We start from the raw sequence: 17,687 nt of genomic DNA, 5'->3' as shown, positions 1-17,687 counted from the left end.
CGCACAATGGGGGCACGCACGGCTGAAGGGGAAACATGCCATGAGCGCCGAGGACCTCGAGAAGTACGAGACCGAGATGGAGCTGAAGCTCTACCGGGAGTACCGCGATGTCGTCGGTCTGTTCAAATATGTGATCGAGACCGAACGGCGCTTCTACCTCACCAACGACTACGAGATGCAGGTGCACTCCGTCCAGGGTGAGGTTTTCTTCGAGGTGTCCATGGCGGACGCCTGGGTCTGGGACATGTACCGGCCCGCGAGGTTCGTCAAGCAGGTCCGCGTGCTGACCTTCAAGGACGTCAACATCGAAGAGCTCAACAAGAGCGATCTGGAACTTCCGGGAGGCTGACCCCGCGCTGCCCGGTGCCGGGCCCCCGATACGCGCGTCGCAGGAACGACCCGGTCACCCGTGTGGGTGGCCGGGTTTTCCACATCCGCGGAGTTGTCCACCAAGATCCACAACTTCGGGCGGGCCTGGTCACAGTCGGTGCCGGAGGTGGTGCCGATATGAACGCACGGGGGGCACTCGGGCGGTACGGCGAGGATCTGGCGGCGCGGCTGCTGGCCGAAGCCGGGATGACGGTGGTCGGGCGCAACTGGCGCTGTCGCGCCGGAGAGATCGACATCGTGGCCAGGGACGGCGACGCCCTGGTCTTCTGCGAGGTGAAGACGCGCAGGTCGGACGGGTTCGAACACCCCATGGCCGCGGTCGGCCCGGTCAAGGCGGACCGGCTGCGACGGCTCGCCGAGATCTGGCTCGACCGGCACGGCGGGCCACCGCCCGGCGGGGTCCGCATCGACCTGATCGGGGTGATCGTGCCCCGGCGTGGAGCCCCGGTCACGGAGCACGCCCGGGGGGTGTCCTGATGGGCTTCGCGCGAGCGTGTTCCGTGGCGCTGGTCGGCGTCGAGGGCGTGGTGGTGGAGGTCCAGGCGGACCTGGAGCCGGGGGTGGCGGCCTTCACCCTGGTCGGGCTGCCGGACAAGAGCCTGGTCGAGAGCCGGGACCGGGTGCGCGCCGCGGTGGTCAATTCCGGGGCCGAGTGGCCGCAGAAGAAGCTCACGGTCGGGCTCTCCCCGGCCTCCGTGCCGAAGAGCGGTTCGGGCTTCGACCTCGCCGTGGCATGCGCGGTCCTCGGCGCGGCCGAGCGGATCGACCCCGCCGCGATCGCCGATGTGGTGATGATCGGCGAGCTGGGTCTGGACGGCCGGGTGCGCCCCGTGCGAGGCGTGCTGCCCGCCGTCCTCGCGGCCGCCGAAGCAGGGTACGAACAGGTGGTCGTCCCCGAGCAGACGGCCGGGGAAGCGGCCTTGGTGCCGGGGGTCTCGGTCCTCGGCGTCCGGAGCCTGCGCCAGCTCATCGCCGTCCTGTGCGACGAACCGGTGCCCGAGGAGCCCGTCGACGGCCAGGGGCGCCCCGACGCCATGCTGGCCGGGCTCATGATCCCCGGCACCGGCCTCGGAACGGGCCTCGCACCGACCGCCGCGCGGGGCGACGGACACCGGCCGGACCTGGCGGACGTCGCGGGGCAGCCGCGCCCCCGCCAGGCCCTGGAGGTGGCCGCGGCCGGCGGGCACCATCTGCTGTTCACGGGCCCACCGGGGGCGGGCAAGACCATGCTGGCCGAGCGGCTGTCGGCGGTCCTGCCCCCGCTGACCCGGCAGGAATCCCTCGAAGTGACGGCGGTCCACTCCGTGGCGGGCATCCTCCCCCCGGGTGAACCGCTGGTCTCCCGGGCGCCCTACTGCGCCCCCCACCACTCGGCGACCATGCAGTCCCTGGTCGGCGGGGGCAACGGGATGCCGAGGCCCGGGGCGGTGTCCCTCGCCCACCGGGGGGTGCTGTTCCTCGACGAGGCCCCGGAGTTCTCGTCCAAGGCGCTGGACGCGCTGCGTCAGCCCCTGGAGTCCGGGCACGTGGTGGTCGCCCGGGCGGCGGGGGTGGTGCGGCTGCCCGCCCGCTTCCTGATGGTGCTGGCCGCCAATCCGTGCCCCTGCGGCCGGCACACGCTCACCGGCGCGGGCTGCGAGTGCCCGCCCTCGGTGGTCCGCCGCTACCAGGCACGCCTGTCCGGGCCGCTGCTCGACCGGGTGGACCTGCGGGTCGAGGTGCAGCCGGTCGACCGCGCGGACCTCCTGGGGCAGGGCGGCCGGGGCGAGTCGACGGCCGTCGTCGCCGCACGGGTGCGGGACGCCAGGGCGCGGGCGGCCGAGCGGCTGGCCGGCACTCCCTGGGCCACGAACAGCGAGGTGCCGGGCCACGAGCTGCGGACCCGGCTGCTCGCGGCCCCGGGGGCGCTGGCGGCGGCGGAGCGGGACCTGGAACGCGGGATCCTCACGGCCCGGGGCCTGGACCGGGTGCTGAGGGTGGCGTGGACCGTGGCGGACCTGCGGGGAGCCGCACGCCCGGACGCCTCCGACGTGGCGGTCGCCCTGGAGCTGCGGACGGGCATCCAGCGGGGAGTGCCGATGGGGGCGGGGGAGCGGTGACCGGACTGACGGGGGAGCGCGGGCGCGGGACGGAGCGGTGTGGGGGACGGGGGCCGGGTGGGGAGGGCGGGTTCGGGCCCGGCTCGGGTGGGGCGCTTGAGCGGAAGCAAAGGCCTGGTGGGGAGGGCGGGCTCGGGCCTGGCCTGGGTGGGGCGCCCGAGCGGGAGCAGGGGCCGGGCGGGGAGGGCGGCCTCGGGCCTGGCCTCGGTGGGGCGCCCGAGCAGGGGCAGGGGCCGGGAGGGGAGCGGCGCCTCGACCGGGATCGCGACGGTGACCGGCAGGCCCGGGACCGGGGGCCGGGCCGGGAGGCGGCGCACGACCGGGACCCGAGCCGTGGGACGGCGCACGACCGGGGGCCGGGCCGTGGGGTGGCGCACGACCGGGGGCCGGGCCGTGGGGTGGCGCACGACCGGGATCCGGGCTGTGGGGCGGGGCACGACCGGGATCCGGGCTGTGGGGCGGGGCACGACCGGGATCCGGGCTGTGGGGCGGGGCACGACCGGGACCCGGGTCGTGGGGCGGGGCACGACCGGGACCCGGGTCGTGGGGCGGCGCACGACCGGGACCGGCAGGCGGAGCGGGTGGCCAGGGCCGCGTTGACCCGGGTGCTGGAGCCGGGGGACGAGCGCGCCGGGCGCTGGCTCCGGCTCACCGGTCCCGTCGAGCTGCTGCGGCGGCTCACCGCCGAGGACGGTTCCGCCGAGGCGCTGCCGGGGATGACCGCCGCACGGCTCGGTGGCTACCGGCTGCGTGCGGCCGCCGCCGAGCCGGGGCGGGACCTGGCCGCGGTCGCCGCGTTGGGCGGGCGCTTCGTCTGCCCGGGGGACCGGGAGTGGCCGAGCCAGCTGGACGACCTGGGCGATGCCCGGCCCGTCGGCCTGTGGGTGCGGGGGCGGCCCGACCTGCGGCTGTGGTCCCTGCGCTCCGTCGCGGTGGTCGGCGCGAGGGCCTGCACCCCGTACGGGGCGCACATGGCGGCGACCCTCGGCTCCGGTCTCGCGGAGCGCGGCTGGGTGGTGGTGTCGGGGGCGGCGTTCGGGGTGGACGGGGCCGCCCACCGCGGCGCGCTGGCCGCGGGCGGGGCCACGACGGCGGTGCTTGCCTGCGGCGTCGACGTCCCCTACCCGCGCGGGCACGCCGAGTTGCTCGGACGACTGGCCCAACAGGGTCTCGTCGTCGCCGAGTTGCCGCCGTCCGCCCACCCCACCCGCAGCCGGTTCATCCAGCGCAACCGCGTCATCGCGGCGCTGACCAGGGGGACGGTCGTGGTCGAGGCCGAATACCGCAGCGGTTCGCTGGTCACCGCCCGCCAGGCGCAACGGCTCGGCCGCTTCTCCATGGGGGTGCCGGGGCCGGCCACCAGCGGGCTGTCTGCGGGGGTTCACGAGCTGTTGCGCGGAGAGGGCGTCCTCGTCACCGACGCGGACGAAGTGGTCGAGCTGGTCGGGGACATCGGCGACCTCCCTCCGGTCCGCCGCGGCCCGGTGCTGCCCAGGGACCACCTCGACGCGGTCACCGCGCGGGTCCTCGACGCCCTTCCCTACCACGGGGTCACCCACCCCCGCGACCTCGCCCGCACCGCGGGCACGTCCACCGACGAAACGCTCGGTCGACTGTACGAACTGCACTCACTGGGGTTCGTCGAACGCGAGGGCGACGACTGGCGGTTGACGCCTCCTTCGGCACGCAACGAGGACGCGCGGCGAGGCGATACTTGACCTGGAGCATTCGGGTGAAAAGGTAAGGCCGATGACCTCGCACGATCGATCGGTGACCTGCCCGGGACCCGCGCCCACGGCGACGGGCCCGGCCCCCGGCAGGCGCGGACAACGTGAACGGGGATACGCCATCACGCGGCATGGATCTCCCGTCCTGCGCGGACTGCGACGCCGCAGTCACGCTACGCTCACAAGGATTCCGCCCCAGACGCAAGTCCCCCAGCACTTCACGGCAGAACGGCTCAAGGCACCACATGCCCCAGCACACCTCCGGGTCTGACCGCGCGGCAGTACCACCGGTTGCGCGTGGCACTGTGCGTCCTCCCGCTCCCTCCTCCCTCGACGAGTTGTGGCGTTCCTACAAGACCACGGGCGACGAGCGGCTGCGGGAGCAGCTGATCCTGCACTACTCGCCGCTCGTGAAGTACGTCGCGGGCCGGGTGAGCGTGGGGCTGCCCTCCAACGTCGAGCAGGCCGACTTCGTCTCCTCCGGGGTCTTCGGACTGATCGACGCCATCGAGAAGTTCGACATCGAACGGGCCATCAAGTTCGAGACGTACGCGATCACCAGGATCCGCGGCGCGATGATCGACGAACTCCGGGCCCTGGACTGGATCCCGCGGTCCGTCCGGCAGAAGGCGCGGAACGTGGAGCGCGCGTACGCCACGCTGGAGGCGCAGTTCCGGCGTACGCCCTCGGAGGCCGAGGTAGCCTCGGAGATGGGCATCGCGCTGGAGGAACTGCACGCTGTTTTCAGCCAGTTGTCGCTCGCGAACGTGGTCGCCCTGGAGGAGCTGCTGCACGTCGGCGGCGAGGGCGGCGACCGGCTGAGTCTGATGGACACCCTGGAGGACACCGCCGCCGACGATCCGGTGGAGGTCGCCGAGGACCGTGAGCTGCGAAGACTGCTCGCGCGGGCCATCAACACCCTCCCCGACCGTGAGAAGACGGTGGTGACCCTCTACTACTACGAGGGCCTCACCCTCGCGGAGATCGGCAACGTCCTCGGGGTGACCGAGAGCCGGGTCAGCCAGATCCACACCAAGTCCGTGCTCCAGCTCCGCGCGAAGCTGGCCGACGCCGGCCGCTGACGTCCCGCCGCGGCCTCTTCCCGGCCCTCACCGGTCCTCTCCGGCCATCCGATCGGCTGCCGTGCCCTTCCTCCGCGCGCCTGCCGCCGTAGAGTGGACGCGTGCCCAGGATTCGAGCGGCCTCCGTGGCCGAGCACCGGACCATGCAGCGCGGCGCCCTCCTGGACGCCGCGCGCTCCCTGCTGTCCGAGGGCGGTACGGAGGCGCTGAGCTTCCCCGCACTCGCCGAGCGCACGGGCCTCGCCCGGTCCTCCGTGTACGAGTACTTCCGCTCCCGCGCCGCCGTGGTCGAGGAGCTGTGCGCCGTCGACTTCCCCGTCTGGGCGGCCGAGGTCGAGAACGCCATGCAGCGCGCCGAGACGCCCGAGGCGAAGATCGAGGCGTATGTGCGCCGCCAGCTCGACCTCGTCGGGGACCGCCGCCACCGCGCGGTCGTCGCCATCTCCGCGAGCGAGCTGGACGCGGGCGCCCGGGAGAAGATCCGGGCCGCGCACGGCGGGCTGATCGCCATGATCGTCGAAGCGCTCGGCGACCTGGGCCACACCCAGCCGAGGCTGGCGGCCATGCTGCTGCAGGGTTCGGTCGACGCCGCCGTGCGCCGTATCGAACTGGGCGTCGCGGAAGAGCCGGGCGTCATCGCGGACACCGCCGTCGCGATGGTCCTGCGCGGTGTGAGCGGCTGACCCGGACGGCGGTCCCGCGCGGTGTCAGCGGCCGGTCCTGACGGTATCCGGCTCGGGTACCCCGAACACCGGCAGCAGCCGCGAAGGGCCTCTCCGCAGCAGTGCGGGCGGTAGCAGCGAGAGCGGGTCGAGATAGGCGTCCCCGCGCCGCAGCCCCCAGTGCAGGCAGCCCGCCGCGCAGTGGAACGGCCCCGCCTCCAGTACCCCGACCGGCTGCCCCGCGTGCACGCTCGCACCCTCCTCGACCAGCGCTCGCACCGGCTCGTACGTGGTCCGCAGCGGTGGCGAACCGCTGCCGGCCACCTCGATGGCGAGCACCCCGCGCCCCGCCACCCGCCCCGCGAACGACACCCGCCCGTCGGCGGCCGCGAGCACCCGGGCCGCCGGTCCCGCCGCGAGGTCCACGCCGCGGTGGCCGGGCCCGTACGGACCGGCGGGCGGTTCCCATCCCCGTAACACCGAAGGTCTCCCGGCCAGCGGCCAGCTCCGGGCACCACCGTCGGCATCCGCGTCGGCATCCCGGTCGGCATCCGCGTCCGCGTCGGCATCCGCATCCGCATCCGCATCCGCATCCGCTTCGGCATCGGCGGCCTGAGCCGACCCCTCCGGCGCGGACGCCGCAGTGCCGGTCGGCACCAGGGCTCCGGCCCTTCCCGGCGGCCCTCCCGGCGCGGGCGGCCCGTCCGGCAGCAGCACGTACAGCAGGAGCGCCAGGAGTGGCAGGAGCAGGGTCCGGTGGGCGGGGGAGCGGCGTGGGCCGGGCTGATGGCGCATGCCACCACGATGTCCCGGAGTGCGGGATCCCGGGGATCATGAACCGTTCCTGTGGACTACTCGCCGGTTGTGGATATCTGGGCCACCCGGCCGTGCAGGTCGCCGTCATCCGACCGCGGAAGTCGCCGTCGCCCGGTTGTGGACATCGCCGTCACCCGGCACCCAACCGGTCCCGTACACTTCTTACGGCGATCCGGGTCACCGGGTCGACTTCGCACGCCCCGCCACCTCCCTCTTCGCGGAGGTGGCCGCGCCTCTCGGTCCCTCGTGGCACGGCGCGTCGGGGCGTCAGGCGCGAACGCAAACCTGCGGTCGCGATAACCGAGTACCTCAAGGAGTACGGCCATGGCCGTCGTCACGATGCGGGAGCTGCTGGAAAGCGGCGTCCACTTCGGTCACCAGACCCGTCGCTGGAACCCGAAGATGAAGCGCTTCATCTTCACCGAGCGCAACGGCATCTACATCATCGACCTGCTCCAGTCGCTGTCGTACATCGACCGCGCCTACGAGTTCGTCAAGGAGACCGTCGCCCACGGCGGCTCCATCATGTTCGTGGGTACGAAGAAGCAGGCCCAGGAGGCCATCGCCGAGCAGGCGACGCGCGTCGGCATGCCGTACGTCAACCAGCGTTGGCTCGGTGGCATGCTCACCAACTTCTCCACCGTCTACAAGCGCCTTCAGCGTCTGAAGGAGCTCGAGCTCATCGACTTCGAGGACGTGGCCGCCTCCGGCCTCACCAAGAAGGAGCTCCTGGTCCTCTCGCGTGAGAAGGCCAAGCTGGAGAAGACCCTCGGTGGTATCCGCGAGATGCAGAAGGTGCCCAGCGCCGTCTGGATCGTCGACACCAAGAAGGAGCACATCGCCGTCGGTGAGGCGCGCAAGCTCCACATCCCGGTCGTCGCGATCCTCGACACCAACTGCGACCCCGACGAGGTCGACTACAAGATTCCGGGCAACGACGACGCGATCCGCTCCGTCACCCTGCTCACCCGCGTGATCGCCGACGCCGTCGCCGAGGGCCTCATCGCCCGTTCCGGTGCCGCCACCGGTGACTCCAAGCCGGGCGAGAAGGCCGCCGGCGAGCCGCTGGCCGAGTGGGAGCGCGACCTGCTCGAGGGCGACAAGAAGGACGAGACCGCGGCTGCCGCCGAGGTCCAGTCCTCCGCCGAGACCGAGAAGGTCGCCGACGCCGAGAAGCCGGCCGAGGCCGTCGCCGAGGCCGAGGCCGAGGCCGCTGTCGAGGCCCCGGCCGCCGACGCGGACGCCGAGAAGGCCTGACACCCGTCCCGGTCAATGACGGCGGGGGCCGACGCCACAAGCGTCGCCCCCGCCGTTCACCCGTAGATCTTTCAGACTTCGAGAGAGACATACAGACTCATGGCGAACTACACCGCCGCTGACGTCAAGAAGCTCCGCGAGCTCACCGGCGCCGGCATGATGGACTGCAAGAAGGCGCTCGACGAGGCCGACGGCAACGTCGACAAGGCCGTCGAGGCGCTCCGTATCAAGGGCCAGAAGGGCGTCGCCAAGCGCGAGGGCCGCTCCGCCGAGAACGGTGCCGTCGTCTCCCTCGTCTCCGAGGACCAGACGTCCGGCGTTCTGCTCGAGCTGAAGTGCGAGACGGACTTCGTCGCCAAGGGTGACAAGTTCCAGACCGTCGCCAACACGCTCGCCGCTCACGTCGCCGCGACCTCCCCGGCCGACATCGACGCGCTGCTCGCCTCCGAGATCGAGGCCGGCAAGACCGTCCAGGCGTACGTCGACGAGGCCAACGCCAACCTCGGCGAGAAGATCGTCCTGGACCGCTTCGCGCAGTTCACCGGCGAGTACGTCTCCGTGTACATGCACCGCACCATGCCCGACCTGCCCCCGCAGATCGGCGTTCTGGTCGAGCTGGACAAGGCCGACGCCGAGCTGGCCAAGGGCATCGCGCAGCACATCGCCGCCTTCGCCCCGAAGTACCTGTCCCGCGAGGACGTCCCGGCCGAGCTCGTCGAGGCCGAGCGCCGCGTCGCCGAGGAGACCACCCGCGCCGAGGGCAAGCCCGAGGCCGCCCTCCCGAAGATCGTCGAGGGTCGGGTCAACGGCTTCTTCAAGGAGGCCACCCTCCTGGGCCAGCCGTACGCGCTGGACGCCAAGAAGTCCGTCCAGAAGGTCCTGGACGAGGCCGGTGTCACCCTGAAGCGCTTCTCGCGCATCAAGGTCGGCATCTGAGTCCGTCCGGGCGAACAGCGCCGGACCCGATAGGGTCTGGTGCAGTCGACGGCCGCACTCACGCCGGACGACCGCAGATCTGACGAGGAGGCCATTGCCGCTGTAGGGACACCAGACCCACCGGCAATGGCCTTCTTCGTATGTGCACGAGGAGAATTTCCATGGACAAGGGCGCGGACGCCATTCAGGCCGACGGCAAGGGCGACGACGACAAGGGTTCCGGGCGCTTCATGCTGAAGCTCTCCGGTGAGGCATTCGCCGGCGGCGGCGGTCTCGGCGTCGACCCCGACGTCGTGCACACCATTGCCCGCGAGATCGCCGCCGTCGTACGCGACGGCGCCCAGATCGCGGTGGTCATCGGAGGAGGCAACTTCTTCCGCGGCGCCGAGCTCCAGCAGCGCGGCATGGACCGGGCCCGGTCCGACTACATGGGCATGCTCGGCACCGTCATGAACTGCCTGGCGCTCCAGGACTTCCTGGAGAAGGAGGGCATCGACTCGCGCGTCCAGACCGCCATCACCATGGGCCAGGTCGCCGAGCCGTACATCCCGCTCCGTGCCGTACGGCACCTGGAGAAGGGGCGCGTGGTGATCTTCGGCGCCGGTATGGGCATGCCGTACTTCTCCACCGACACCACCGCCGCGCAGCGCGCCCTGGAGATCGACGCCGAGGCGCTGCTCATGGGGAAGAACGGCGTGGACGGGGTCTACGACTCCGACCCGAAGGCCAACCCCGACGCGGTGAAGTTCGACGCACTGGAGTACGGCGAGGTGATCGCCCGCAATCTGAAGATCGCGGACGCCACCGCCATCACGCTCTGCCGTGACAACCAGCTCCCGATCCTCGTCTTCGAGCTGACGACCGAGGGCAATATCGCTCGCGCGGTCAAGGGTGAGAAGATCGGCACGCTCGTGAGCGACGAGAGCACCCGGGCCTGACGGCCCCCCAGGATGGACAACGGCCTGCCGGTCGGACACCGTGCAGGTGAGGACGCGACGCAGGACCCGCAGGGCGCGGCGATGACGACGCCGGGCCCACCCAAGACACGCAGGAGCACGTGGTGATCGAAGAAATCCTCCTCGAGGCCGAGGAGAAGATGGAGAAGGCCGTTGTCGTCGCGAAAGAGGACTTCGCCGCGATCCGTACCGGCCGCGCGCACCCGGCGATGTTCAACAAGATCGTCGCCGACTACTACGGCGCGCTGACCCCGATCAACCAGCTCGCCTCGTTCTCGGTTCCCGAGGCGCGGATGGCCGTCGTGACGCCGTTCGACAAGACCGCGCTGCGCAACATCGAGCAGGCGATCCGCGACTCCGACCTCGGCGTCAACCCGAGCAACGACGGCAACATCATCCGGGTGACGTTCCCCGAGCTCACCCAGGACCGCCGCAAGGAGTACATCAAGGTCGCCAAGACCAAGGCCGAGGACTCCAAGATCTCGATCCGCTCCATCCGCCGCAAGGCCAAGGAGACCCTCGACAAGCTCGTCAAGGACAAGGAGTCCGGCGAGGACGAGGTGCGCCGCGCCGAGAAGGAGCTCGACGACACCACCGCGAAGTACGTCGCACAGGTGGACGAGCTGCTGAAGCACAAGGAAGCCGAGCTGCTCGAAGTCTGATGAACGACTCTTCCTGGGGCGCCCCGCAAGGAGCCGGTTACTGGGGCACGCCCGAGATGAGGGCTGCCCCGGCGGGTCCTGCCCACGATGTGCATGGCGCCCAGCAGACTCGGCCCATGCCCAACGTGCCGGACGTTCCCGACGCAGGTAGAGAAACAGAGAGCCGCGACGACCGGGACAGGGATGCCGCTCACGTCAGCGGCCCCCTGTTCCGTGACGAGATGCCGCAGGAGCCCATGTCCACCCCGCTGCCGCCCCCGCCGCAGAAGAAGCGCGCGGGGCGGGATCTCCGCGCCGCCATAGGGGTCGGCGTGGCTCTCGGCGCCGTCATCGTCGCCTCGCTGTTCATCGTGAAGGCCGTCTTCATCGGCGTCATAGTGATCGCCGTCGTCGTCGGCCTCTGGGAGCTCACCTCTCGCCTCCAGGAACGCAAGAGCATCAAGGCGCCCCTGATCCCCCTGGCCGTCGGCGGAGCCGCCATGGTCATCGCCGGGTACGCCCGGGGCCCCGAGGGCGCCTGGATCGCCATGGCCCTGACCGCCCTCGCGGTGCTGGTCTGGCGGATGACCGAGCCACCCGAGGGGTATCTCAAGGACGTCACGGCCGGGGTCTTCGCGGCGTTCTACGTCCCCTTCCTGGCCACCTTCGTCGCCCTGCTGCTGACGGCGGACGACGGGTCGTGGCGGGTCCTGACCTTCCTCGTCCTCACCGTGGTCAGCGACACCGGGGCGTACGCGGTCGGCTGGCGCTTCGGCACGCACAAGCTCGCCCCGCGCATCAGCCCCGGCAAGACCCGCGAGGGCCTGCTCGGCGCGGTCGCCTTCGCGATGGTCGCCGGCGCGCTCTGCATGGAGTTCCTGATCGACGGCGGCGCCTGGTGGCAGGGTCTGCTGCTCGGCTTCGCGGTCGCGGCCAGCGCCACCCTGGGCGACCTGGGCGAGTCCATGATCAAGCGGGACCTCGGGATCAAGGACATGGGCACCCTGCTCCCCGGCCACGGCGGCATCATGGACCGGCTGGACTCGCTCCTGCCGACCGCCCCGGTGGTGTGGCTGCTGCTCGTGCTGTTCGTCGGCTCCGGCTGAGCGGCACCCCACCACGGGACCTCGTTTCCTGAGCGCCACCGCACCCGGGACCCGGTCCCACCTGCACGTTCCACGAGTGAGGGTCCTCGTCCACAGGGCGGCGGGCCCTCACCCGTCTGTCTGCGACACTGGATGAACCATGCCTAAGCCCGGAGAACTCACTTTCGTCGCGCCCCGCGGAGCCAAGAAGCCGCCGCGGCACCTCGCCGACCTCACGCCCGCCGAGCGCAAGGAAGCGGTCGCCGCGGCCGGCGAGAAGCCGTTCCGCGCCCAGCAGCTCTCGCAGCACTACTTCGCGCGCTACGCGCACGACCCGGCGGAGTGGACCAACATCCCGGCGGCGTCGCGGGAGAAGCTCGCCGAGGCGCTGTTCCCCGATCTGATGTCCGTGATCCGGCACATCAGCTGCGACGACGACACCACGCGCAAGACGCTGTGGAAGCTGCACGACGGGACGCTCGTCGAGTCCGTCCTGATGCGCTATCCGGAGCGCGTCACGATGTGCATCTCCTCGCAGGCCGGCTGCGGAATGAACTGCCCGTTCTGCGCCACCGGGCAGGCCGGCCTCGACCGCAACCTGTCGACCGCCGAGATCGTGCACCAGATCGTCGACGGAATGCGCGCCCTGCGCGACGGCGAGGTGCCCGGCGGCCCCGCGCGGCTGTCCAACATCGTCTTCATGGGCATGGGCGAGCCGCTCGCCAACTACAACCGTGTGGTCGGCGCGATCCGCCGCCTCACCGACCCGGAGCCGGACGGTCTCGGCCTCTCGCAGCGGGGGATCACCGTCTCCACCGTGGGCCTCGTCCCGGCGATGCTGCGCTTCGCCGACGAGGGCTTCAAGTGCCGCCTCGCCGTCTCGCTGCACGCCCCGGACGACGAGCTGCGCGACACCCTGGTCCCCGTCAACACCCGGTGGAACGTGCGCGAGGTGCTGGACGCCGCCTGGGAGTACGCGGAGAAGTCCGGCCGCCGGATCTCCATCGAGTACGCCCTGATCCGGGACATCAACGACCAGGCCTGGCGTGGCGACCTGCTCGGCCGGCTGCTCAAGGGCAAGCGGGTGCACGTCAACCTGATCCCCCTGAACCCCACGCCCGGCTCCAAGTGGACCGCCTCGCGACCGGAGGACGAGAAGGCGTTCGTCGAGGCCATCGCGGCCCATGGCGTGCCCGTCACCGTGCGGGACACCCGGGGCCAGGAGATCGACGGGGCCTGCGGTCAGCTGGCGGCCTCCGAGCGCTAGCCTCCCCCGGGCGCCGGCCTCCCCGGTCGGCCGAAAACCGCCGGTGTACCCTGGGCCCGAAATCAACTTCATATTCCGACAGGGGAGCGCCACAGCGCTGAGAGTGCGGCACCAAGGACAGGTTGGCCGCAGACCCTCTGAACCTCGCCCGGGTCATTCCGGGTAGGAAGTTCGGACCTTACTCAAGCTGTTGCGCCCTGCCCGCTTCCGGTTCGCCGGACAGCGGGCGGGGCCGCGTCTCTTCCTGGTCACCTCCAGGAGGAATCACATGAACACCACCACGAAGTACGCGGCGACCGCGCTCGCCGCGGCGCTCGGCGTCACCGTGCTCGCGGGCTGCGGCGGCGACGACGGCCCGTCGGGCTCCGGGGCGTCCAAGGGCAGCGCCTCGAAGACCGTGACCCTGGTCAGCCACGACTCCTTCAACGTCTCGGACGAGGTGCTGAAGGCGTTCACGAAGGAGACCGGCTACACGGTCAAGACCCTCAAGAGCGGCGACGCCGGGGCCGCGCTGAATCAGGAGATCCTGACCAAGGGCTCCCCGCGCGGCGACGTCTTCTTCGGCGTCGACAACACCCTGCTCTCCCGCGCCCTCGACAACGGTCTGTTCACCGCGTACGAGGCCAAGGGCCTGGACCGCGTCGCGGCGGACACGCAGACCGACGACAAGCACCGGGTCACGCCCGTCGACACCGGTGACATCTGCGTCAACTACGACAAGAAGTACTTCGCCGACAAGAAGCTCGCGCCGCCGAAGACCTTCGCGGACCTGCTGAAGCCCGCCTACAAGAACCTCCTCGTCACGGAGAACGCGGGCAGTTCCTCGCCCGGTCTCGGCTTCCTCCTCGGCACCGTCGCCGCCGAGGGCGAGGACGGCTACGAGGCGTACTGGAAGAAGCTGAAGGCCAACGGCGTGAAGGTCGTCGACGGCTGGGAGCAGGCGTACAACGAGGAGTTCTCCGGCTCCGCCGGCGGCAAGAAGGCCAAGGCCGACCGGCCGCTCGTCGTCTCCTACGCCTCCAGCCCGCCCGTCGAGGTGCTCTACGCCGACCCGCGGCCGAAGGAGGCCCCCACCGGGGTCGCCACCGGCACCTGCTTCCGGCAGACCGAGTACGCCGGACTGCTGACCGGGGCGAAGAACGAGGAGGGCGGCAAGGCGCTGCTGGACTTCCTCATCAGCAAGACGTTCCAGGAGGACATGCCGCTGAACATGTTCGTGAACCCGGTCGTGAAGGACGCCGAGCTGCCGGAGCTGTTCACGAAGTTCGGTGAGACCGTCGAGACGCCTCCCACCGTCGCGCCCGAGAAGATCTCCGCCAACCGTGAGCAGTGGATCCAGTCGTGGCAGTCGCTGGTCCTGAAGTAGGGATCGAGGAGAAGGCCGCCCGGCCCGCCGGCCGCGGGTCCGGGCGGCGCGGAGCCGCGGTGCGGCTCGGCCTGATGGCCGTGCCCGTCGCGTTCTTCGCGCTGTTCTTCGCCTACCCCGTGACCGCGATCGTCGGCCGCGGGCTCAAGGCGGGCGGCGACTGGCAGTTCGGGCGGATCGGCGAGGTGCTGGCCCGCCGGGACATCCTCGACGTCCTCTGGTTCACCACCTGGCAGGCCCTCGCCTCGACCGCGCTCACTCTGCTGATCGCCCTGCCCGGGGCGTATGTCTTCGCACGGTTCGACTTCCCGGGCAAGCAGGTGCTGCGGGCGGTCGTCACCGTGCCGTTCGTGCTGCCCACCGTCGTCGTCGGCACCGCGTTCCTGGCGTTGCTCGGGCGTGGCGGGCTCCTCGACGAGGTGGGGGGCGTCCGCCTCGACACCACCGTGTGGGCGATCCTGCTGGCCCATGTCTTCTTCAACTACGCCGTGGTCGTCCGCACGGTGGGCGGGCTCTGGTCCCAGCTCGACCCGCGTCAGGAGGAGGCCGCCCGGGTGCTCGGGGCCGGGCGGTTCGCGGCCTTCCGCCGGGTGACGCTGCCCGCCCTCGCCCCGGCCGTCGCCGCCGCCTCGCTGATGGTCTTCCTCTTCACGTTCACCTCGTTCGGCGTCGTGCAGATCCTCGGCGGACCGGCGTACTCCACCTTGGAGGTGGAGATCTACCGGCAGACCGCGCAACTGTTGGACCTGCCGACGGCCGCCGTGCTGACCCTGGTGCAGTTCGCCGCGGTCGGCGCGATCCTCGCCGTGCACGCCGCGACCGTACGCCGCCGGGAGCGGGCCCTGAAGCTGGTCGACCCGGCGCAGACCTCCCGCCGGCCGCGCGGCGCCGGGCAGTGGGCGCTGCTCGGCGGCGTCCTGCTCACCGCGCTGCTGCTGATCCTGCTGCCGCTCGGCGTGCTGGTGGAGCGCTCCGTCGACGGAGCCGCCGGAGCCGACGGAGCCGACGGAGCCGACGGAGTCGGGGGTTACGGCTTCGGCTACTACCGGGCCCTCCAGTCGGCCGGTTCCGGCGGCTCCTCCACCTTCCTGGTCCCACCGCTGGAGGCCGTCGGCAACTCCCTCCAGTACGCGCTCGTCGCGACGCTCATCGCCCTCGTCGTCGGCGGGCTCGCTGCGGCGGCCCTGACCCGGCGGGCCGGCCGGCTGGTCCGCGGCTTCGACGCGCTGCTGATGCTGCCGCTCGGGGTGTCCGCCGTGACCGTCGGCTTCGGTTTCCTGATCACCCTGGACCAGCCGCCGCTCGACCTGCGGACTTCCTGGATCCTGGTCCCGCTGGCCCAGGCGCTGGTCGGCGTCCCCTTCGTCGTACGGACCATGCTGCCCGTGCTCCGCGCGGTCGACGACCGCCTGCGGGAGGCCGCCGCCGTGCTGGGGGCATCTCCGCTGCGGGCCTGGCGGGAGGTCGATCTGCCGCTGGTGCGGCGGGCGGTGCTGGTCGCGGCGGGCTTCGCCTTCGCCGTCTCCCTCGGGGAGTTCGGCGCCACCGTCTTCATCGCGCGGCCCGACAATCCGACCCTGCCGGTCGCCGTGGCCCGGCTGCTGGGCAGGTCGGGGGAGCTCAACTACGGGCAGGCGATGGCCCTGAGCACGATTCTGATGCTCGTGTGCGCGGTGTCGCTGCTGCTTCTGGAGCGTATCCGCACCGACCGATCCGGGGAGTTCTGAACGACATGCTGAGCTTGCGGGCAGCCACCGTACGGTTCGGGAAGCGGGCCGCGCTGGACGCGGTCGACCTGGAGGTCGCCGACCACCGGATCGTCTGCGTCCTCGGCCCCAGCGGCAGCGGGAAGTCCACCCTGCTCCGGGCCGTCGCCGGGCTCCAGCCGATGGACGGCGGCCGGGTGCTGCTGGCCGGACAGGACCAGGCGGGCATCCCGGTGCACCGGCGCGGCCTCGGCCTGATGTTCCAGGACCACCAGCTCTTCCCGCATCGCGATGTCGGCGCCAATGTCGCCTTCGGGCTCCGGATGCACGGCGTCGGAAGCGGCGAGACGAACGACCGGGTCCGCGAACTGCTGGAGCTGGTCGGCCTGCCCGGAGCCGAACGCCGCGCGGTCGCCGCCCTGTCCGGCGGCGAACAGCAGCGCGTCGCCCTGGCCCGCGCCCTCGCCCCGCGTCCCAAGCTGCTCATGCTGGACGAGCCGCTCGGCCAGCTCGACCGGAGCCTGCGCGAACGGCTCGTCGTCGAACTGCGCACGCTCTTCCAGGAGTTGGGCACCACCGTGCTGGCCGTCACGCACGACCAGGGCGAGGCGTTCGCGCTCGCCGACCGGGTCGTCGTGATGCGGGACGGCCGGATCGCGCAGGAGGGCAGCCCGCTGGACGTCTGGCAGCGCCCCGCCTCGGCGTTCGTCGCCCGCTTCCTCGGCTTCGACAACGTCACCGGGGCGACCGTGACCGGACAGGCCGCGGCCACCGCCTGGGGCAAGGTCCCGGTGCCCGAGGGCTCCCCCCAGGGCGAGGTCGATCTGCTGGTCCGGCCCGCCGGGGTCCGGATCGGCGCCCCCGAGGACGGCCTGCGCTGCACGGTCGGCGTCCGTACCTTCCGGGGGAACCACGTGACCGTACGGCTGCTGCCCGAGAACGCGCCGGTGCTGGAGGCCGAATGCGCACTCCGGGACACCCCGGACGAGGGCGCGGCCGTGGGCGTCCGCTTCGACGCGGCGGAGACGGTGGTGCTGGCGGCGGGGCGGGACTCCGACTGAGGGGCCGGCGGGCGCGCCCCCGAGGGACCGGGCGGGCCGTCGATGGACGGGCCGCCGCGGTCCCCGGTGGCGTGGCAGCCGGGCGCCGGGGCGGGCAAGCTGGAGGTGGACACTCGCCGGACGCGACCCCGCCCGGCGGGGACGGCCGAACCGACAAGGACCGTGATCATGACCGGTGGCATCCGCGAGGGCATCGACCTCACCCGCGTCCTGCACGCCCCGCAGCAGCGGGTCTTCGCGGCCTGGACGTCACCGGAGGACTTCGCCGCCTGGTACGGGGGAGAGGCGGACGTCCCTCTGGACCGGGTGGCGATGGACGTGCGGCCCGGCGGCGCGTGGAGCCTCGTCATCGTGATGCCGGGCGTCGAGATGCCGTTCCACGGGGTCTACCACGAGGTCAGCGAGCCCGACGGGCTGGTCTTCACGCTGAAGGACGGCTCCGCCCCCGAGGACGCCGAGGGGGAGACCGTGACCGTCACCTTCAGCGACCTCGGGGGCGGCCGGACCGAACTGGCCTTCCAGCAGCGCGGCGGGAACCTCACTCCCGAGCAGTACGCGGCGGCCGAGGACGGCTGGGAGGCCTTCTTCGACACCCTCGCCGACCATCTGGCCCGCCGTCCCTGAGCCTCTCGGCCC

16 protein-coding genes, 1 pseudogene and 1 riboswitch are annotated in these 17,687 nt (G+C 71.8%); of the genes and pseudogenes, 16 read left to right on the top strand and 1 reads right to left on the bottom strand.

Features of this window, described 5'->3' with window-relative positions; translation table 11 throughout:
• The first annotated feature begins 40 nt into the window (after window positions 1-40).
• The 6 genes from ACFWRV_RS23760 (at window position 41) to ACFWRV_RS23735 (ending at window position 5,981) form a co-directional block, all read left to right on the top strand.
• Window positions 41-349: a DUF2469 domain-containing protein gene (locus ACFWRV_RS23760; protein ID WP_003965949.1), complete on the top strand. Its 309-nt coding sequence runs from the start codon at window positions 41-43 to the stop codon at window positions 347-349.
• Between the two features lie 158 nt (window positions 350-507).
• Window positions 508-867, top strand: coding sequence for a YraN family protein (locus tag ACFWRV_RS23755; protein ID WP_384337692.1), 360 nt, complete (start codon window positions 508-510; stop codon window positions 865-867).
• The gene (locus ACFWRV_RS23750) at window positions 867-2,489 is read left to right on the top strand and encodes a YifB family Mg chelatase-like AAA ATPase (protein WP_384337690.1); all 1,623 of its coding nucleotides are present in this window, start codon (window positions 867-869) and stop codon (window positions 2,487-2,489) included. Before ACFWRV_RS23755 ends, ACFWRV_RS23750 begins: the two co-directional genes overlap by 1 nt.
• Before the next feature lie 605 nt (window positions 2,490-3,094).
• The gene (dprA, locus tag ACFWRV_RS23745) at window positions 3,095-4,207 is read left to right on the top strand and encodes a DNA-processing protein DprA (protein WP_384337727.1); all 1,113 of its coding nucleotides are present in this window, start codon (window positions 3,095-3,097) and stop codon (window positions 4,205-4,207) included.
• A 254-nt stretch (window positions 4,208-4,461) separates the two neighbouring features.
• A complete protein-coding gene (whiG, locus tag ACFWRV_RS23740) occupies window positions 4,462-5,298 on the top strand; it encodes an RNA polymerase sigma factor WhiG (protein ID WP_205080768.1) in 837 nt (278 codons plus the stop codon).
• 125 nt (window positions 5,299-5,423) lie between these two features.
• Window positions 5,424-5,981: a TetR/AcrR family transcriptional regulator gene (locus ACFWRV_RS23735; RefSeq protein ID WP_384337725.1), complete on the top strand. Its 558-nt coding sequence runs from the start codon at window positions 5,424-5,426 to the stop codon at window positions 5,979-5,981.
• Here the strand turns inward: ACFWRV_RS23735 and ACFWRV_RS23730 are convergent.
• A pseudogene (locus tag ACFWRV_RS23730) lies at window positions 5,932-6,755 on the bottom strand (peptidoglycan DD-metalloendopeptidase family protein). The gene ACFWRV_RS23735 and the pseudogene ACFWRV_RS23730 sit on opposite strands and share 50 nt — an antisense overlap.
• Window positions 6,756-7,100: 345 nt before the next feature.
• Between ACFWRV_RS23730 and rpsB the strand changes: the two are divergent.
• The 10 genes from rpsB (at window position 7,101) to ACFWRV_RS23680 (ending at window position 17,675) form a co-directional block, all read left to right on the top strand.
• Window positions 7,101-8,033, top strand: a complete 933-nt coding sequence (gene rpsB, locus ACFWRV_RS23725; protein ID WP_384337688.1) for a 30S ribosomal protein S2 — start codon at window positions 7,101-7,103, stop codon at window positions 8,031-8,033.
• 99 nt (window positions 8,034-8,132) lie between these two features.
• Window positions 8,133-8,969 carry a translation elongation factor Ts gene (gene tsf / locus ACFWRV_RS23720; protein WP_384337686.1) on the top strand — a complete coding sequence of 279 codons (837 nt, stop codon included), beginning with the start codon at window positions 8,133-8,135 and terminating at the stop codon, window positions 8,967-8,969.
• Between the two features lie 161 nt (window positions 8,970-9,130).
• Window positions 9,131-9,907: a UMP kinase gene (pyrH, locus tag ACFWRV_RS23715; protein ID WP_384337684.1), complete on the top strand. Its 777-nt coding sequence runs from the start codon at window positions 9,131-9,133 to the stop codon at window positions 9,905-9,907.
• A 122-nt stretch (window positions 9,908-10,029) separates the two neighbouring features.
• On the top strand, window positions 10,030-10,587 hold the full coding sequence (gene frr / locus ACFWRV_RS23710) for a ribosome recycling factor (RefSeq protein WP_018960718.1): 558 nt from the start codon (window positions 10,030-10,032) through the stop codon (window positions 10,585-10,587).
• On the top strand, window positions 10,587-11,672 hold the full coding sequence (locus tag ACFWRV_RS23705; RefSeq protein ID WP_384337682.1) for a phosphatidate cytidylyltransferase: 1,086 nt from the start codon (window positions 10,587-10,589) through the stop codon (window positions 11,670-11,672). The genes frr and ACFWRV_RS23705 overlap by 1 nt, the downstream gene beginning before the upstream one ends.
• A gap of 139 nt (window positions 11,673-11,811) precedes the next feature.
• Window positions 11,812-12,918: a 23S rRNA (adenine(2503)-C(2))-methyltransferase RlmN gene (gene rlmN, locus ACFWRV_RS23700; RefSeq protein WP_384337680.1), complete on the top strand. Its 1,107-nt coding sequence runs from the start codon at window positions 11,812-11,814 to the stop codon at window positions 12,916-12,918.
• 70 nt (window positions 12,919-12,988) lie between these two features.
• Window positions 12,989-13,105, top strand: a riboswitch (TPP riboswitch).
• Between the two features lie 81 nt (window positions 13,106-13,186).
• A complete protein-coding gene (locus ACFWRV_RS23695) occupies window positions 13,187-14,284 on the top strand; it encodes a thiamine ABC transporter substrate binding subunit (protein WP_384337678.1) in 1,098 nt (365 codons plus the stop codon).
• A 74-nt stretch (window positions 14,285-14,358) separates the two neighbouring features.
• Window positions 14,359-16,011: an ABC transporter permease gene (locus ACFWRV_RS23690; protein ID WP_384337723.1), complete on the top strand. Its 1,653-nt coding sequence runs from the start codon at window positions 14,359-14,361 to the stop codon at window positions 16,009-16,011.
• Between the two features lie 5 nt (window positions 16,012-16,016).
• Window positions 16,017-17,051 carry an ABC transporter ATP-binding protein gene (locus ACFWRV_RS23685; protein ID WP_384337676.1) on the top strand — a complete coding sequence of 345 codons (1,035 nt, stop codon included), beginning with the start codon at window positions 16,017-16,019 and terminating at the stop codon, window positions 17,049-17,051.
• Window positions 17,052-17,219: 168 nt separating this feature from the next.
• Window positions 17,220-17,675 carry an SRPBCC domain-containing protein gene (locus ACFWRV_RS23680; RefSeq protein WP_384337674.1) on the top strand — a complete coding sequence of 152 codons (456 nt, stop codon included), beginning with the start codon at window positions 17,220-17,222 and terminating at the stop codon, window positions 17,673-17,675.
• Window positions 17,676-17,687: the final 12 nt, after the last annotated feature.

The organism is Streptomyces sp. NPDC058576, from assembly GCF_042718715.1.
Taxonomy (GTDB): domain Bacteria; phylum Actinomycetota; class Actinomycetes; order Streptomycetales; family Streptomycetaceae; genus Streptomyces.
Note: the sequence above shows the minus strand (reverse complement) of the source record. Positions and strands in the feature narration are given on the sequence as shown.

Excerpts from the sequence above, each read along its gene's own strand:
- ACFWRV_RS23695 (WP_384337678.1), top strand. The coding sequence starts at position 13,187 with ATGAACACCACCACGAAGTACGCGGCGACCGCGCTCGCCGCGGCGCTC.
- whiG (WP_205080768.1), top strand. The coding sequence starts at position 4,462 with ATGCCCCAGCACACCTCCGGGTCTGACCGCGCGGCAGTACCACCGGTT.
- ACFWRV_RS23680 (WP_384337674.1), top strand. The coding sequence starts at position 17,220 with ATGACCGGTGGCATCCGCGAGGGCATCGACCTCACCCGCGTCCTGCAC.
- pyrH (WP_384337684.1), top strand. The coding sequence starts at position 9,131 with ATGGACAAGGGCGCGGACGCCATTCAGGCCGACGGCAAGGGCGACGAC.
- rlmN (WP_384337680.1), top strand. The coding sequence starts at position 11,812 with ATGCCTAAGCCCGGAGAACTCACTTTCGTCGCGCCCCGCGGAGCCAAG.
- ACFWRV_RS23760 (WP_003965949.1), top strand. The coding sequence starts at position 41 with ATGAGCGCCGAGGACCTCGAGAAGTACGAGACCGAGATGGAGCTGAAG.
- ACFWRV_RS23685 (WP_384337676.1), top strand. The coding sequence starts at position 16,017 with ATGCTGAGCTTGCGGGCAGCCACCGTACGGTTCGGGAAGCGGGCCGCG.
- ACFWRV_RS23755 (WP_384337692.1), top strand. The coding sequence starts at position 508 with ATGAACGCACGGGGGGCACTCGGGCGGTACGGCGAGGATCTGGCGGCG.
- rpsB (WP_384337688.1), top strand. The coding sequence starts at position 7,101 with ATGGCCGTCGTCACGATGCGGGAGCTGCTGGAAAGCGGCGTCCACTTC.
- ACFWRV_RS23690 (WP_384337723.1), top strand. The coding sequence starts at position 14,359 with ATGGCCGTGCCCGTCGCGTTCTTCGCGCTGTTCTTCGCCTACCCCGTG.
- ACFWRV_RS23705 (WP_384337682.1), top strand. The coding sequence starts at position 10,587 with ATGAACGACTCTTCCTGGGGCGCCCCGCAAGGAGCCGGTTACTGGGGC.
- ACFWRV_RS23750 (WP_384337690.1), top strand. The coding sequence starts at position 867 with ATGGGCTTCGCGCGAGCGTGTTCCGTGGCGCTGGTCGGCGTCGAGGGC.
- tsf (WP_384337686.1), top strand. The coding sequence starts at position 8,133 with ATGGCGAACTACACCGCCGCTGACGTCAAGAAGCTCCGCGAGCTCACC.